A 15,723-nucleotide genomic window follows, 5' to 3' on the forward strand; every position below is an offset into this window, starting at 1 on the left:
TCGACAAGTCGTTTAACTAGAACCAATTTTCCTGCATGTCGAAAGGAACGCTATTGCCTGATTTCAGCAGTGCGATAGCTGTCTCTGTTTTTGGTAGCTCCCATTCAAAATAGTATTTCGCAGTGTGTAATTTACCCTGGTAAAAATCCTGAGCTTCACTATTAGGATTCTTTTCCAGTGCTTTTTCTGCGATAACTGCCTGCTGTAGCCACAACCAGGCGACTACGGTACAGCCAAATAAATCCAGGTATAGGGTGGCATTACCCAGGCCGCGATCCACATCTTCCTGAAGCTGGGAGAATAATGCAAAACTTGTCTCATCCAACTTTTCCAGGGCTTCTTCCAGCATTTTGGCCATCGATTCGAGCTTAGGTTTATCCCTGGCCTGCATAATCGTATTGCGGATCTCTGCCTGTAACAGTTGGTAGCCAGAAAGATTCTTTGACGGTACTTTCCGGGCCAGTAAATCCAGGGCATGGATGCCTTCTGTACCTTCGTGAATTGCGTTAAGACGATTGTCTCGATACAACTGCTCTACCGGGTATTCACGAATATAACCCGCTCCCCCCAAAACCTGAATCGCCAACTCATTAGCTTTTAGGCAGTACTTGGAGGGCCAGGATTTTACTATGGGAGTTAGCAGATCGAGCAGTGTTGCAGCATTGTTGCGCTGCTCTTCTGTAGGGGCTGTATGTTCATCCTCGTAAAGTGAGGTGGCATAAACACTTAAGCTTAAGCCACCTTCAGCATAGGCTTTTTGCATCAGTAGCATACGGCGAACATCGGCATGCTGGACGATAGGGACCTGTTTGGATTCAGGATCTCGGTTAGAGGGCATACGCCCCTGCGGGCGGCCTTTGGCGTACTCAAGAGAGTAAGTGTACCCCTGGTATCCAAGTACAGAAGCGCCAGCTCCCACACTGATACGAGCCTCATTCATCATCTGGAACATATACTTCAGGCCCTGGTGGGGTTCACCGATCAGGTAGCCTACAGCGCCACTGTCCTCACCAAAGCTCAATACCGTTGATGTGGTATTGCGGTAGCCCATTTTATGTAGCAGGCCTGCGAGTTTTACATCATTGCGTTTTGCTGGATTCCCCTGCTCGTCCAGAAGGAATTTGGGAACCAGAAAAAGTGATATTCCCTTCACACCTGCGGGTGCGCCTTTAATTTTTGCCAGAACCAGGTGAACGATATTCTCCGTGAGGTTTTGATCGCCACCAGAAATATACATTTTCTGTCCGTGAATGCGGTAACTGCCGTCTTCTTCTGGTAGGGCGCTAGTGCGAATATCTGACAGCGCGGAGCCCTGATCCGGTTCAGTTAGTGCCATAGTCCCGGCAAAACGCCCGTCCAACATTTGTGGAAGGAATTGCTTTTTAAGCGATTCGCTGGCGAAAGTGCGTACCAGATTGGCCGCGCCTATGGTCAAGAACGGGTAGCTAGCACTGGCAACGTTTGCTGCAGCCATATAAGCGAGTGCTGTGCGCAGAATAACTTCTGGCAATTGCAGCCCGCCTTCCTCAGCATCACAGTGAGCGGCAAGAAATCCTGCAGAGGCAAAAGCATCCCAGGACTGTTTGGTTTCTTCGATAACGCTGACGTTTTCACCATCAAAGCTCGGTTCAATCTCATCGCCTTTGGCGTTGTGATTAGCGAAAAATTTTTCTGCAATGGTGTGTGCAGTATTCAGTGTTGCATCAAAAATTTCACGGGAATGCTCACTGTACCGAGGGCGATTGATTAGGGCCTCGGTATCTAAAAATTCGTAAAGCAAAAAATCGATTTCACGCTCGTTGAGCAGCTGATGGGCCATGTTTACCTCTTACATTATTCTTTTTGGGTAATCCGTTTAATTTCCAGGTAGTTTTCCATTGAATATTTTTATGCTGGAACACTACGATTCAAGTGTATATGTAAACGTGGAGAGGGTGCACTGGGCAATGACTGATTCTATGAATAGACTTGGCGATTATTAGAGTGCTTTTACTCGGATATTCTTTGAAATACTGGTGCTGCGTCTGCAACGGGCTTTGGTACCACCTTGCGCCACAGCTGGGAGGATAGTTCAGCTGGGCTTTGTCGGCACCCGGAAGCAATCCAGTTGCCCAGTGATTGAGCCACATCAGGCCAAACTATCCGAAGTGGAGGGGGGCAGTTGGTTAGCCACTTGTCGATCGTACAGGCATTTATCTGTTTTACGATTGTGGCCAGTTTGAGCTGATCGAGTGCTTTGGCATTGGCTTCCTGCTCAAATTGATTGGCGAGAGGCCTACTGAGAATGGGTTTTCCCAGAGCCAGGGTTTCAGCCAATAATTCAAATCCGCTATTACAGATTACTGCTTTAGAGGTTGCCAGATCCTTCTGAAAGCCATTAATTGAGGGGGCCTTAACTTGAATATTACTAGAAGTAGGTAAATTGTGGGGTATACCGTAGACGATAAACCGATAGGGCAGCCTGGAAAGTTCGTCCAGCATCGGAATAGGCTGTTCGAAAGGCAAGTAAACTAGAATATGTTCACCCAATTCTTGGGAGAGTCCAGGTTTCTGAGGGACGATTGGTGGTAGTATTGGGTTGCCGAAGTGGTGCCAATGCAAACCGATACTCTCTTGTGTTGGGGCAAATGATCTTAGTACTGTGCGGGATGCCCACTTATTGCGAGGTGCAGGGATCGGGAATTCAAAGGCGTATTGATGGCCGATACCGATGCTGCGTTTTTTCTTAAATTTCGCTGCCCAGGCCGTAACAGGTTCATAGTCACTGATAATTAAATCAAAATTATTAACCGGCAGTGTTCTTATATCCTTGATGAATCTTACTGCATTGATGTTTCGTAGTGTTGCGAAACTATTCAAGCGGCCGTGACTGTGGATAAAAGTCATTCCCTCCCGCCACCAATAGTCTCCAAAAGAAGACATCTCAAATAAGCTTTCTCTTGGACGGCCTGAAAATAACCACTGGACCTCGAGATTTGGATACTTTTCGAATTGCTTAGCCAGCGCACGGGAGCGACTGATGTGCCCATTACCCGTGGATTGAACGCCGTAAAGTATCTTCATAAAAAGGCAGCACTCACAATTAAACTGACACTGGTCCCCAAAATAGCGCCGGCACAAATATCAGACGGGAAATGAACTCCCAGGCCAACCCTGGCGGCTCCGACACCGGTGGCCCAGATATAACCGAAGCTCCACATAGGGCTCACCTGTATAGACATCGCGGTTATAAATAGGAAGGCGCATGAGGTGTGGCCCGACGGTAAGCTGAAACGATCGTGCGCCACAATTACGGGACGCATGCCCGGGATTGCTTGGGGCGGGCGAAGTCGTCGTGTCGTGTTTTTTATCCCCCAGTACAATCCGCGCTCCAAGGCAACTGCGGTACATGCTAAGTACAGCAGTTGAATGGCTGAATTGAGCCATACATAGGTGAATAAAAGTGCCCCGGCTGCCCACCCATCCCCAGATTTAGATAGCCACAGATAGCGCCGGCGAGAGCTGGGGCGTGATGCCCGCTCAACCATATACAGCACTATGGACACATCAAAACTCTTTAGATTCATCGGTAAGCCTCGCATGCCGACAAGTTACAAATCGATTATTGCACGGACTTGACCGATTTATGTCGCAATAATGAAATCTTGACCAGGCGGGAAGAATAGAATGAAAGAGCTTATTTCAAAGGCTGAAAGATCCAACGAATAGTTGGCGCAAAATTATTCCAAATCAAAATTATAAGTAATTCGATTAATAAACGCTGGGGGTTTTCGGGGTCAGTTGTAAGCTGATAGTACACCTAAGTACCAGCAAGTTAGACAAAAGATTGAGTTGGATTGGGTGCAGATATAACTGAAGAAAGTTGCTTATCTTATTGGAAAAAATAATAGGCAGATAAAGTGACTTTGGAGGAAGCATGGCCCCTCCAAAATTAATTATATTTCAGGCAGGTCAGGCAGCTATGTCAAATGCCTGGACTAATTCAAAGCGTGGAGATTTAACGCCGTTTTTAGAAACTGTTTCATTAAATGTTCTTTGGGGTCTCACCCAGACGCCATAGCTTCCATAAAGGGCTCGGTACACAACCATAACCTCTTCGGATTCGCTATGTTTTGCGGTATGTAAAACCTCGTACAGATTTCCTTTGTAGTGACGATATAGGCCGCGTTGCATGGGTACCTCTAACTTACGTGGTGGGGGGCAAGCTGTAACTGTTGGATGCGATTCCCGTGAAGTACAGCGGTGCCTGAATAGCGATGTTCGCCTGTAGAAGTAAACTCAAACTTGTAACTGCGGTGAAGGCTGAAAAACCCCCTCTTATCCTTTTTGATTCGAGTACGAACCAAAAGCACGGTGTCGTCTAACAGTTGGACACCGAGCTGTCGGCAGTGATCAGAAGCGGCTCGCCGGACGTGCTCTTTAGCGGCCATACTGGCCCAGATATACCAAAGAACCACAAAGAACAGGGAAAGCCACAGTATGTCGCTGAGAGTGTAATACATTGCTATACAGTTGCTATGATCGCTTTCCCGCAAGAATACCATTTAAGGAGCACCAATGTCCGGCACGATTTTAATTACTGGCTGCAATCGGGGAATTGGGCTTGAGTTGTGTGCCCAGTTTGCCGAAATTGGCTGGAAGGTCCTGGCTTGTTGCCGGGAACCGAAGAAAGCCGCTGAGCTCGCGGTGTTGCAAGAACGCTACCCCTCGATACAGTTGATTCGCCTAGATGTGACCGACTACGAACAGATGATCTCTCTAGGTAAGGCCTTTCAAGGAGAGCCGATAGACATATTGCTCAACAATGCAGGTTACTACGGGCCGAAGGGCGTGGGATTTGGCGCTGTTGACCGCGCAGAGTGGCGTCGAGTTTTAGAGTCCAACACTATCGCCCCCTATATGATGGCAGAAACTTTTTGTGACAATGTTGCGGCCAGCGAGCACAAGCTAATCGCGGTGATGAGCAGCAAGGTTGGGAGTATCGCTGATAATCGCTCTGGCGGGGGATATATCTACCGAACTTCAAAGACAGCCGTAAACCAAGTCGTCAAAAGCTTATCTATCGATTTAGAGCCGAGAGGAATCACGGTTCTCGCTTTGCATCCGGGGTGGGTAAAAACGGCTATGGGCGGCCCCGGAGCACTGATTTCTGCTGAGGAAAGTGTCGGCGGACTAAAAAAGCTGCTTTTATCAGTAACGCCAGCAAAAACGGGTCGATTTTATAACTATGACGGGACAGAAATTCCCTGGTAACGCTTGTAATGGGCTGTGACAAAACTCCTTTGAGAATCTAATAGAATGCAGCTCCCACACTCTGCCGGCCTGAATACGAGGTCGCTTGAGTAGCCTTGATCAGTCGAATTTATGCATTTCAACTTTTTTGCATTTGGCCGGCGGGTGAGTCTGTTTTGTCTGCTTCGTGCTACTGCCTGCTGATTGCAAGATTGGGCAAGAATACGGAAGAAGTTTTCTATCCCCCAGAGTGGGAACTACCTGAAAATAGCTTCATATCAAGGAATGGTTCTGATAGATCCTTTCAGAGTGTTGGCGGGTTTTACGTTTTAGGCAAGGAATCTTACCTCTTATCAGGGTGTCCTCGAAGGAGTGGAAATCATGAAGTGGCCCAGTGTTTTAACCAAGCGTAAAAGCTTGTCCCCCCAGTTACTGAAGTCACCAATCCTTGCAATTCTCATTGTTGCGGCACTCGTTGGTTATCTGGGCGGAATGCCAATATGGGTAGCGGTGTTGGGTGTTATTGCCTATTACTCCAGGGGGCGTGATTGGCGGGCAGGTGCCTACAATCTCGCATGTGTGGTGACCGGGCTGGGGTTGGGGTTGGGCGCTCAAACAGCGGCACATAAATGGCAAATTGACCCAAGTATCCTGGTTGGGCCGATTGCACTTCTCTTCTCGATTATCAGTGTATGGGCAATGGGAATGGTGACCGGTATTAGGAATGTCACCAGCTATGCCATTGGTATCATTATTGCGTTTCTTGCGCAGTTGGACATTACCTTGGATGCCTATTTTCAACTGATTGCAACTGTATCCATCGGTGCAGCATTTGCCGGCCTAATTGATATTTTATGGCCGCGTCAGCAACGAGCAGTAAGGACTTGTTGAAAGATTAATCTGAGTGCTTGAGGGAAAGGGTTGTAAGGGGTTCAGTAAGATTGAGTAGAGGTGTAGTTCAATGTTAAAACGTATATTGCTATCTACAGCAATGGTATTTGTTACGGCTTTGGCGTTTACTGAACCCTATGAGTCTGAAAGTAGTATCGAAATGGAATACTACAGAACACTTCTTCATTGATGTAATTCGTTTCTTATCTATTTTTTACCTTGGATTGTAGGAGCCAGTTGTGAAGGAAGAATTTTGGCACGATAAGTGGAAAAGAAATGATATTGGCTTTCACGAGGCGGCCGGCAATTCGTTGTTGACAGAGTTCTTTTCCAGTCTCTCTCTGTCTCCGGGTGATCGGATTTTCTTGCCGCTATGTGGCAAAACGAAAGATATTGCTTGGTTATTAGAACAGAATATCTCAGTCGTTGGCTGTGAACTCAATGAGGAGGCTGTGAAGCAGCTCTTCAGTGAAATGGCAGTAATCCCACAGGTAAGCCAGGTTGGTAATCTGAAGTGCTACTCTGGTGCCAACATCGATATTTTTGTTGGCAATATATTCGATTTGGGTAGAGAGGAGTTGGGGCCGGTTGTAGCGATTTATGATCGGGCTGCACTGGTAGCCCTCCCCACAGATATTCGTGAGCAATATGTCAGACACTTAATGGCTATTACCCAAGTCGCACCTCAACTCCTCGTATCCTTCGAGTATGAACAAACGCAGATGCCTGGCCCACCTTTTTCTGTTGGAAGCCGTTTGATTTATGAATATTATGATGCCGATTATAGCCTACAAGTATTGGCGACAAGAGACGTTGTTGGTGGGCTTAAAGGCAAGGTTCCCGCGAGAGAAGAGGCATGGTTGTTAACACCAAAGTGATAATGGCTTTCTCAACAAGCTAAATTTCTGGCAGGGAATGAGAGCCAAGTATTAGTTTTTCCTTTTTTGATTTTGGCCACTTCTTAATGGCTATTTCCATTTTCAAGGCGGTTGATTTATCGGGTAGCCCCACAGAGAACACGAGCGTAAGGGGCCCCTTACCTCGTAGTGCTTTTGCCGCCTTTGGGCCATCACTACAGTGCTCAGCAAAACGCCTCTCCAAATCATTGGTTATACCGGTATAGAGTGTTCCTCTGGCCGTTTGAACAAGATAGAGAAACCAATTCACCCTCAGCCCTTCCTTCTTTTTTATATAGCCCATAGGTTCAAGAGAATAAATCCTGCTGCTCATTAGTGCGAGGCGGTGGCTTGAACTGTGAGCAATCCAAGGTAAGGCGCCGATGATCCAAACCCAGCTTTTTCATTGCCACTTGAAAGCGTCTCTGGAGTAGTTGAGCAAATATGCCAGTGCCAGTTCGCCTTTGGGAAAATTCACTTTGATAGTCCTTACCTGCACGGCTTTGCTGCACCAGGCTCATGACATGCTTTGCTCTTTCTGGGTAGTGTACCTCTAACCATTCCCGAAATAGAGGGGCAACTTCATAGGGGAGGCGCAATAGGATATATGCGGCTCTTACAGCCCCTGATTCCCGCGCAGCTGCAAGAATCGACTCCAGTTCACAGTCATTGAGAGCGGGGATCATAGGCGCAGCGAGTACTGCGGTAGGAATGCCCGCTGTACTCAGCTGTTCAATTGTTCGCAGACGAGCAGCAGGGCCAGCGGTCCTTGGCTCAAGCTTACGCTTAAGGGCATTATCTAGCGTGGTCACACTAATGGCGACTTGGGCCAAGTTATCTTGTGCCATTTCTGCCAGCAGTGGGAGGTCTCGCAAGATTAACTGGCTTTTGGTGACAATGGTTACCGGCTGGCGAAACTCCTGCATAAGCTCCAACAAACTACGGGTTATCTCTTTCTCTCGTTCCAGAGGTTGATAGGGATCGGTATTGGCTCCCAGAGCGATGGGACTGCACTGGTAGCTCTTCTTTCGTAGCGCTTTCTCTAAAAGCTCAGCAGCATTTGGCTTGTAGAAAATCTTGGTCTCGAAATCGAGCCCTGGCGATAAATCCATGTAGGCATGGGCTGGGCGGGCATAGCAATAGATACAACCATGCTCACATCCCCTGTAGGGGTTTATCGATTGGGAGAAAGGGATATCTGGAGATTGATTAGTCGAGATAATAGTTTTCGCCTTTTCCTCAATGGATGAGGTTATTAGTCTCACCGGCTGATCAGGCTCCACTTGCCAGCCATCAGTTTCACGGGAGCTGGAAAGTTCAGCAAAGCGCCCAGGGAGGTTAGAAGCGGTTCCTCGGCCCTTGCATGGGGATGGCGCTTTAGTGGAAGGATGATCTGACATTTTTTTAGCGATAACTGTATTAATGTACAGTTTACGCCTTAATTTTGAAGGATTGCAAGCCTTCGCGGATTTACCTGGAGAGGAAAATAAGCCTGGATTTGGTTTCCCCAAGAGGCAATGCCTCTTAGGGGCTAATTGTGCTCGTAAATACTGTTTAGGCGGTGACTGCGGGGTTATATTTCGATTCCATTGTCAGCCCGGGTCTTTCGTCATCCCAAATCATATGCACTACCTTCCAGGATTCGCCATCGTTCAATAGCTGGATACTATTTATCCCTCTTTTTAGGAATTGGGTTTTCTCCTTATCGCTCCAGGCCTCATAAATACTGAAGACGTGAGCAATATTTCCAAATTGCTCGATAATGTTGTGTATTTCAGCTTCATAGAAAGGGCGATCTGCAATTAGATTTTCAAAATTTTCTGGATATTCTTGGACGCTGAGGATCGTAGACTGGGGCTTGCCATTGCTATCCACAAATGTGCGAATCATTTTCGCATCAGAGGAAAATAATGATGCCTGTGTTTCCCAGTCGCGTTGGAAACCTGAAGGGCCAGAGATTCCACTATATAATGCATCGATAACTTGTTGTATTTCCATATTATTTTTCATATTTTTATCCTTGTCTAATTTCAATTGAGAGCTTTGATTATCTGGCTGGCGACTCTGAGTTAATATTTAATTATATTTTGTATGTTGAGAATACCAATGGCGACTTGTTTGAATATTTAGCGCTGCCATTAGTGAGCAGATTCAAAGCTATCATTATGATATCAACTGAAAGTAAGCTTATCTACAAAGCCGCTAGGTGTGCTTAGCTACGAGATAGTGTGTCACTTCACTTTTTATGTCGTAATTGTTTGATTTATATGTAGTTTTATTATTTTCTATAATTGGTATGAATGCCTTTTAGGTACAGTAGCTTCAACCATGAAATCGGAGATACCCTCTCGGGAGATGGGACGCCAAGAAGCTCTTTATGTAGAGCTGTCTAGGCAGTCAAAAGGGGGGCTGCAACTTATTTCTTTTATTCGAATTTGTGAGCCTCTAGCAATTGATACGCTACGTTCTGGCCTTGAAATACTACATCAGTATCATCCTCTCTTGCGAGCTCGAGTCGAGAAAGATAATAAATATCGGTGGGTTTGTGATGTGGATTTTTCCGAAATCCCTATAGATGTGTACCGGCTAGATGAGGACATGGATTTTGAGAGAGAATACTCAAATCAAGCCAGAAAATATATAGATAGTGATAGATATGCATATTGTCTAAGTATATTTTGCAATCATGAAGGTTTAGTGCAGTGGGTTATTGTCAACAACATTCATGCGATTATGGATGGTCGTTCTATTATGACTCTTTTTTTACAGTTGGATCAGTTAGTGCAAAAAAATAAACCCTTTATAGGCAATGAATCACAACCTCTTGGAGAAAGTATCGCTAAAATTTTAGAAGCTGCTGGATATGCAGGTGAAAAACATATATTTCATGATGCGGATGATCAAAAATTAAACTGGCCTGTTGAGAAGGTTGCACCGGCAAGTAAACGGCAGGCTGGTGCAATAGCGAGACTATTGTGTCCTGAAGATCTCCATCAGCTAGCAAAAATAGGTAAAGACCGGGGAGTAAAGTTAACCGCAATTCTTTGTGCAATTGCTTCCATTGCTTCAGTAGTCCTACCAACCTATAAAAAGGGAGAGGAGATTATTTTAGCTTTGGATGGAAGAGGCTTATGTACCCCCCCGATTCCATTAGAGCATATTGGTTCGTTTTCGCAAACTATTCAGTTATCTATTCCTGAAGATCCTACATCGGTTGATATTATAGATTTTGCTGAAAATTTACAGTCCCAAATATACAAGGTATTAACTAAACAACGTCCGTTGGCAAAAAAAATAGTGTCTGCATACACTGTTGCTGAGGTGGAGGCTATGGCAAGAGAGACAATCTCTGGCTCTGAATCCTTCTTTGCTGGTATTTGCATATCTAATGTAGGAAGTTTGAATAAATTAGGTGGGAGGATGAAATTTTTTGATATCGAAAAAGGAATGGTGACTCAAACTAATGGAATAAACCCATTGATGGTAATTTCGTATACAACCAATAAGAATTCAGTTTTTGTGTTTGGTTACTGTGAACCACTTTTGAGTCGAAATAGTGCTCTTCTGTATATAAAGCGGTATATGGATATTATTAGTGGTCTAATTCGTTGATTTTTAATCAGGGTTTCTAGGATGCTTTTTTGTTTTTATGTAAGGGTTTTACAATAAAGTTTAATTTTCCTTATATTGTGTTGTTAATAATATCAATTTAAATGCATAGCTTGCTAAGCGTATTTGCTATTTTGTACTCGGTTGCGGTGAGTTTCTCCATCGTAGTGATGACGGTTTGGTGAAAAGAAATCCTTGTAGAGGTTATTAATGATCGATTTTCATACGAAGGTTAGTTGAATTCTATTTAAGTGAGGGATAATAAGATATCTATCCATTAGCAATGTATTTTTAACCTTTTAATTTGTATAGACGAAGGAATCAATTGACTGTTAACTAGATTGTGATTGTGCTGGCTGTCTTAGTGATCCGCTCTCTGTATCAATAGCCAATATCAACAAACAGTTTCTAACTATTTTCCTATACTGAGGAGAGTGCTTCTTGTATCACAGGTGATCTACCTATTAGCAAATGTGAGGCCTGCATGGAGAATGAGCCGCTCTCACGTGAGTTGGGGCCCCAAGAAGCTCTATTTATTGAATTGACTAATAAGTCTCGCGGTGGAACTCAGCTAATATCGTGTGTTCGCCTCCGCGATTCTGTTACTTTCGAGCAATTTTGCAGAGGTTTTACCTTTATCCATAGAAGACACCCAATGCTTCGGGCGAGGGCCAAGAAGGGCACCAAGGCTTCTTGCATTTGTGATGTTGAATTTGAAAAAGTACCTCTAATCATAAAGCATTTAAATAAATCATTAGGCTATGAGATTGAATACCTTTGGCAGCAAAATCAATTTGTTGACATAGAAAATTGCGCCTATGGGGTTACCTTGCAAGTTAACGTGAATGATGAAGTTGAGTGGGTCATCATTGTTAGCAATCATACTGCATTGGATGGCCAGTCAAGATTGGTACTTTTTTGCGATCTAGACAGGTTTCAGGAGAGAGAGGGAGGCTATATTGACCAAGAACCTAAACTACTAAGAAAAAGTACGGGTGAGTATTTTAATTTGTCTGGATTCAAGGGTGTCGATCTATTTAATGTGCGGAAATCCAATAGCTGTAGTAAATGGAAAGTAGAGCAAGCGGTACCCATTATAGGAAGAAAAGGATACTCAACACTTAAATTGATATCCCCTGAAGCTATTGCCGTTTTTGCTGCGCAATGTATACCTACATTCCCTGAAGTCACTGTATTCCCTGTTGGTATTTGTGTTTCTAATACCTGTAATATGCAGCGATTATCTGGTGGGCTTAAATACTTTGAAAATGAGTCAGGTATTGTCGTACAAGTCCACGTTACCCACCTACTAATAGTTATTACGAGAAATACCATTTTTGTATTTGGATACTGTGAGCCCTTAACTAGCCATGAGAGTGCACATTTGTATGTGGAGTCATACTTAAAACTTGTAAAGTCTCTACTTGTAGATGAGTGTGTTCAATGAGAGTGTGTCTGTATTCGAAGTGCGAATGCACTGGCAATGGGAGTGGATAGGTGAATGATATAGTCACTGTTGTAGGGCAGGGGTTATATCTCGCTGCCGCTGCAGTTATTGGACTGGGCATTGCAAGGATCTTACGTATTGATAATACACTTGGCTGCCTTGTCGCAGGAGTGCTGGCGGCTTTGCTACTTCCCATAATTGACTATGATACAGGTTTGCGTGCAACCAGTATCAGAGAGCTGGTATTCTTTGTCATTTTACCGGTATTAATTTTTGAGTCCGCCTGGCAGCTGGAACCCAAAGTCTTAAAGCGCTGGATTGGACCTGTACTGTTATTCTCTACACTCGGTTTGGTTATTTGTGCAGTTCTTATTGCAGCAATTACTTATTACGGCATTGGTCATCCGGAGGGTTTTCCTTGGGTAGCGGCCATGCTAACCGGGGCTATTTTAGCGGCTACTGACCCTGTTTCTGTAGTTAATAAGTTGCGTCAGGAAAAAACAGGAGAAGATCTCTTAACCTTGGTGGATGGAGAGAGCCTCTTCAATGATGCTGCAGCTGTAGTGCTCTATTCGTTAGTATTAGGGCTAGCTACCTATGGTATTGTAGAAAGCTCGTCGATGGGGGCTGCAGCTCCTTCGTTGGACGCGACTTCAGTGACACTATATTTTTGCATGGTATTTTTCGGTGGCGTTGCGATTGGGCTTATTTTTGGCTTGATAACCACTCTTGTCATATTGTTTCTACGATCTCCCAGTGCGGCTTTAATGACTTTAGTAATCGCTGCATTTGGTAGTTTCTATTTGGCGGAAAGTATCTTTCATGTATCAGGTATCATTTCGGTAATGATATGTGCAATTGTTGCTCGAGCGTGCTTAAGCAAGCAAAATAACACCTATTTGATTCATGCGGGTCCAACCTGGGAGTGGATGGGGTTGTTTTTTACCGGCATTATTTTTGTGATTATGGGATTGGTGATAACTTTTGAGATGTTTACCCACCAATGGCTGGCAATGCTTATTGCTACAGCGGCTGCTTTAGGAGCTAGAGCATTATCTGTATTCTTAGTGGCACCTCTGACTCGCTTTGTTGGCCCCCCGATACCTAAATCCTGGCGTCTGTTAATGAGCTGGGGCGGGCTCCGAGGGGTTATTGCGGTCGCTTTGGTGCTTTCTCTTCCAGTTGAATTGCCCTATTGGTGGACAATTCAATCTATGGTATTTGGCGTGGTCCTTTTCTCCTTGTTGGTACAGGGGACTACCAGTGGCCGCTTGATTCATAAATTAAACCTTTGAGCTAAGGTTCCAAGTCATACAGCCTTTAGGCTAATAGCGGTTGGGTTATCAGCAATTAACCACACAGCGACAAGAAGCAGGCTGAGTGCAAAAAGCTTGTTTTGCAGATTTCTATTTTTATCGCTGATAAGTGCTTTCGATAAGGTCCGACCAAAAGCGATCCATGAGAAATGTGTTACAAAGTTGAGTATGGTGATCATAATGATCAAGGTGATAACACTGCTTTCATTGCTCTCCTCTTGCTTTGGTGCGAATACAGAGAACATAGTAATTACTATCATCCAAGCTTTAATATTCATACTTTGAATCAGCATTCCCTGCCAAATACTTACCGATTTAGTGGTAGTTTTTCCAGGCTTTCTATTAGGCTTTATAAAAACGTAAGCAAGGTAAATTAAGTAGATGGCACCAGTCCACTGTAAGATGGTCATTACCATAGGGTAGTGAATTAGCCAGCTCATAAATCCGAAGCCAACCAATAAGGCCTTCATTAGAAATACAATGTCTATGCCTGCCAGTAAAGGTAAGGAGCGACGAATACCCAAGCTGGCTCCGGCTGCTGCAAAGGTGATATTGGCAGGTCCCGGGCTAAAAATTAGTGGGAACATTACTGCCAGCCAGGCTAATAGAAATTCTAAGCTCATATATATTACTCATGTCGTAGAAGAGATATCGCTATGAGAAATGCTTCACACCGTTTAACGGTGCGCTTTGTTTTCCCAGAGATAGGTGAGCTTAGAGAGAGTAGAAGGAAGGTTCTTGTACAAAATTGCGCTGAGCAGACTTCAAGTAGCGAGCAGGTGTGATACCGAATGCACGCTTGAAATTTCGACTTAAGTGGCTCTGATCAAAAAATCCACAGTCGATAGCCACCTCAGCCACCTGGGCTCCCGTACGAAATAATGCGCGGGCCCTTTGGGTTTTTAGGAGGATTAGGAATTGATGTGGAGGAACGCCAAACTGGGCATTAAAACTACGAATTAGCTGATATCGACTCATGCCAGTTAATTGGCACAACTCATCCAGTGTCACATTTCTTTGCCAGTTTTCCTGTAAATAAGCGCGGGCCTTCAAGACTCCTTGTTTGTTAGACGATGACTTCGGGTAGATCTTTTGGTCGCCGTGACGGGCAAAGAGCTGGCTAATTGCCAGGGTGAGTAGAGAGTCTGTTGAAAGGGATAAAGCGTTCATTTCAAGACTGCTATGTAGCTTGTAAAGGAGCTGAAAAAGCTCGGGATCATCCAATAGTGGCCCCTTCAAAAATGGTACGGGTGTTTGGTTAAGTAGAGCGTGTTCCCTGAGGGTTTCCTCAATGAGCGCCGTGTCAAAGTAAAACATACGGTAGTACCAACCGGAGTCACTTCCGGAAAAACCGGTATGAATCTCCCCTGGATTAAGCGCAGCAAGGGTTCCCTGAGGAATAGTCACTGTTTCACCGCGATAATCGAGCTTTTCTACGCCAGAAAGGAAGATTCCAATAGCGAGTTCATCATGCCAATGCTTGGCAAAGGAAAACTTATGGAAGTAGGCGTGAAAAAGCTCTATGCCGCAATGACTCGGACTTCGCCAAGCCTTAGAGAATTCCTTTCGCACTGATAACCCTCGTATGATAAATAACCATCACTTTACAGAAAGAAAGGGTGGTAAGGCAAAGTTACAGATGGGTGTGTAACAATTGAATAGTGGAGAGGTTCGAAGTGGTACTTTTGATGTCGAGTGCCTTTGTTTGGTAAGTATTTACCTTACGAAATATAAATTGCCCATTCTTACTTCATAGCTCACTGGTTTTATCCTACCCGTGTACCAGCCAGGATTTGAAACCATTGTTCCGTCCAAAGAAAACCAACCACCTTTACCCTCCTCAACGAAGGCATATTTCTTCCCATTTGAATAAACTCCTGATCTGTATCTGATCAATCTATAGTACTCGGAGTCATCATATTTAACAGAAGCTTCCAATACCACAGGATCACCAGTAGCAGAGGAAATATAAATAAAGACTGGCAATTCATCTCGCCCAAATAACTTTGGCTTATCTACCAATAAGTTATCTATTGGCACAACTCTAAATTGATTTTTCCTTGCGTAATCTATAGGTTTATTTGACCTGAATACAATTGACATATAGAAAACTATACCTGTTAGGAAAATAATTAAAGTGATTTTGGTTAGGATTTTTCTTCGAATTTTATTCATATTGCTTAACGCCATGATTTTGGGTCCCGTGAGGAGGCGAGTTCTTTAATTGAAGCCTTCGAAGCCCAAGAATGGAGATCCAACCCTCATAGTAGGTGGCGTTGACTAGTCTTGTAAAGTGTAACGATGTTACTTGAGTAATTTCATTACTAGTATG

Annotated in this window: 17 protein-coding genes; 6 read left to right on the top strand and 11 right to left on the bottom strand. The window is 44.5% G+C overall.

The genetic code is table 11. The features are described 5' to 3' along the window. Nucleotides 1-16: 16 nt before the first annotated feature. From ACG1BZ_RS06955 to ACG1BZ_RS06975, 5 genes are all read right to left on the bottom strand, one after another. Nucleotides 17-1,819, bottom strand: coding sequence for an acyl-CoA dehydrogenase (locus ACG1BZ_RS06955; RefSeq protein WP_413664975.1), 1,803 nt, complete (start codon nucleotides 1,817-1,819; stop codon nucleotides 17-19). A gap of 170 nt (nucleotides 1,820-1,989) precedes the next feature. Next, nucleotides 1,990-3,063, bottom strand: coding sequence for an MJ1255/VC2487 family glycosyltransferase (locus tag ACG1BZ_RS06960; protein WP_413664976.1), 1,074 nt, complete (start codon nucleotides 3,061-3,063; stop codon nucleotides 1,990-1,992). Further along, nucleotides 3,060-3,566 (bottom strand): phosphatase PAP2 family protein, encoded by a 507-nt coding sequence (locus ACG1BZ_RS06965; protein ID WP_413664977.1) that lies wholly within the window; start codon nucleotides 3,564-3,566, stop codon nucleotides 3,060-3,062. The genes ACG1BZ_RS06960 and ACG1BZ_RS06965 overlap by 4 nt, the downstream gene beginning before the upstream one ends. 385 nt (nucleotides 3,567-3,951) lie before the next feature. Next, nucleotides 3,952-4,173 carry a DUF1653 domain-containing protein gene (locus ACG1BZ_RS06970; RefSeq protein ID WP_413664978.1) on the bottom strand — a complete coding sequence of 74 codons (222 nt, stop codon included), beginning with the start codon at nucleotides 4,171-4,173 and terminating at the stop codon, nucleotides 3,952-3,954. 8 nt (nucleotides 4,174-4,181) lie between these two features. Next, the gene (locus ACG1BZ_RS06975; protein WP_413664979.1) at nucleotides 4,182-4,544 is read right to left on the bottom strand and encodes a DUF3301 domain-containing protein; all 363 of its coding nucleotides are present in this window, start codon (nucleotides 4,542-4,544) and stop codon (nucleotides 4,182-4,184) included. Nucleotides 4,545-4,557: 13 nt separating this feature from the next. On the opposite strand from ACG1BZ_RS06975, the gene ACG1BZ_RS06980 reads away from it, so the two are divergent. From ACG1BZ_RS06980 to tmpT, 3 genes are all read left to right on the top strand, one after another. Next, nucleotides 4,558-5,253 carry an SDR family oxidoreductase gene (locus tag ACG1BZ_RS06980; RefSeq protein ID WP_413664980.1) on the top strand — a complete coding sequence of 232 codons (696 nt, stop codon included), beginning with the start codon at nucleotides 4,558-4,560 and terminating at the stop codon, nucleotides 5,251-5,253. Nucleotides 5,254-5,613: 360 nt separating this feature from the next. Continuing rightward, nucleotides 5,614-6,123 carry a DUF1097 family protein gene (locus tag ACG1BZ_RS06985; RefSeq protein WP_413664981.1) on the top strand — a complete coding sequence of 170 codons (510 nt, stop codon included), beginning with the start codon at nucleotides 5,614-5,616 and terminating at the stop codon, nucleotides 6,121-6,123. 239 nt (nucleotides 6,124-6,362) lie between these two features. Beyond that, nucleotides 6,363-7,001 (top strand): thiopurine S-methyltransferase, encoded by a 639-nt coding sequence (gene tmpT / locus ACG1BZ_RS06990; RefSeq protein ID WP_413664982.1) that lies wholly within the window; start codon nucleotides 6,363-6,365, stop codon nucleotides 6,999-7,001. Nucleotides 7,002-7,020: 19 nt separating this feature from the next. Here the strand turns inward: tmpT and ACG1BZ_RS06995 are convergent, their stop codons facing one another. The 3 genes from ACG1BZ_RS06995 to ACG1BZ_RS07005 all read right to left on the bottom strand — a co-directional run bounded on the left by ACG1BZ_RS06995 (nucleotide 7,021) and on the right by ACG1BZ_RS07005 (nucleotide 9,029). Next, entirely contained in the window at nucleotides 7,021-7,353 is a 333-nt protein-coding gene (locus ACG1BZ_RS06995) for a GIY-YIG nuclease family protein (RefSeq protein WP_413664983.1), read from the bottom strand. Next, entirely contained in the window at nucleotides 7,328-8,419 is a 1,092-nt protein-coding gene (locus ACG1BZ_RS07000; protein ID WP_413664984.1) for a PA0069 family radical SAM protein, read from the bottom strand. The genes ACG1BZ_RS06995 and ACG1BZ_RS07000 overlap by 26 nt, the downstream gene beginning before the upstream one ends. A 154-nt stretch (nucleotides 8,420-8,573) precedes the next feature. Continuing rightward, the gene (locus ACG1BZ_RS07005; protein WP_413664985.1) at nucleotides 8,574-9,029 is read right to left on the bottom strand and encodes a hypothetical protein; all 456 of its coding nucleotides are present in this window, start codon (nucleotides 9,027-9,029) and stop codon (nucleotides 8,574-8,576) included. Between the two features lie 345 nt (nucleotides 9,030-9,374). Between ACG1BZ_RS07005 and ACG1BZ_RS07010 the strand changes: the two genes are divergently transcribed. The 3 genes from ACG1BZ_RS07010 to ACG1BZ_RS07020 all read left to right on the top strand — a co-directional run bounded on the left by ACG1BZ_RS07010 (nucleotide 9,375) and on the right by ACG1BZ_RS07020 (nucleotide 13,370). Beyond that, complete coding sequence (locus ACG1BZ_RS07010) at nucleotides 9,375-10,631, top strand: hypothetical protein (RefSeq protein WP_413664986.1); 1,257 nt, start codon at nucleotides 9,375-9,377, stop codon at nucleotides 10,629-10,631. Between the two features lie 481 nt (nucleotides 10,632-11,112). Then, the gene (locus ACG1BZ_RS07015) at nucleotides 11,113-12,075 is read left to right on the top strand and encodes a hypothetical protein (protein ID WP_413664987.1); all 963 of its coding nucleotides are present in this window, start codon (nucleotides 11,113-11,115) and stop codon (nucleotides 12,073-12,075) included. Nucleotides 12,076-12,125: 50 nt separating this feature from the next. After that, nucleotides 12,126-13,370: a cation:proton antiporter gene (locus ACG1BZ_RS07020; RefSeq protein WP_413664988.1), complete on the top strand. Its 1,245-nt coding sequence runs from the start codon at nucleotides 12,126-12,128 to the stop codon at nucleotides 13,368-13,370. Between the two features lie 14 nt (nucleotides 13,371-13,384). Here ACG1BZ_RS07020 and ACG1BZ_RS07025 read toward each other — a convergent pair whose 3' ends face one another. The 3 genes from ACG1BZ_RS07025 to ACG1BZ_RS07035 all read right to left on the bottom strand — a co-directional run bounded on the left by ACG1BZ_RS07025 (nucleotide 13,385) and on the right by ACG1BZ_RS07035 (nucleotide 15,566). Beyond that, nucleotides 13,385-14,014, bottom strand: coding sequence for a LysE family translocator (locus ACG1BZ_RS07025; protein ID WP_413664989.1), 630 nt, complete (start codon nucleotides 14,012-14,014; stop codon nucleotides 13,385-13,387). 91 nt (nucleotides 14,015-14,105) lie between these two features. Then, nucleotides 14,106-14,963: an AraC family ligand binding domain-containing protein gene (locus ACG1BZ_RS07030; protein ID WP_413664990.1), complete on the bottom strand. Its 858-nt coding sequence runs from the start codon at nucleotides 14,961-14,963 to the stop codon at nucleotides 14,106-14,108. 144 nt (nucleotides 14,964-15,107) lie between these two features. Next, a complete protein-coding gene (locus ACG1BZ_RS07035) occupies nucleotides 15,108-15,566 on the bottom strand; it encodes a hypothetical protein (protein WP_413664991.1) in 459 nt (152 codons plus the stop codon). Nucleotides 15,567-15,723 lie beyond the last annotated feature (157 nt).

Source organism: Microbulbifer sp. CNSA002 (genome assembly GCF_047324085.1).
Lineage (GTDB): Bacteria > Pseudomonadota > Gammaproteobacteria > Pseudomonadales > Cellvibrionaceae > Microbulbifer.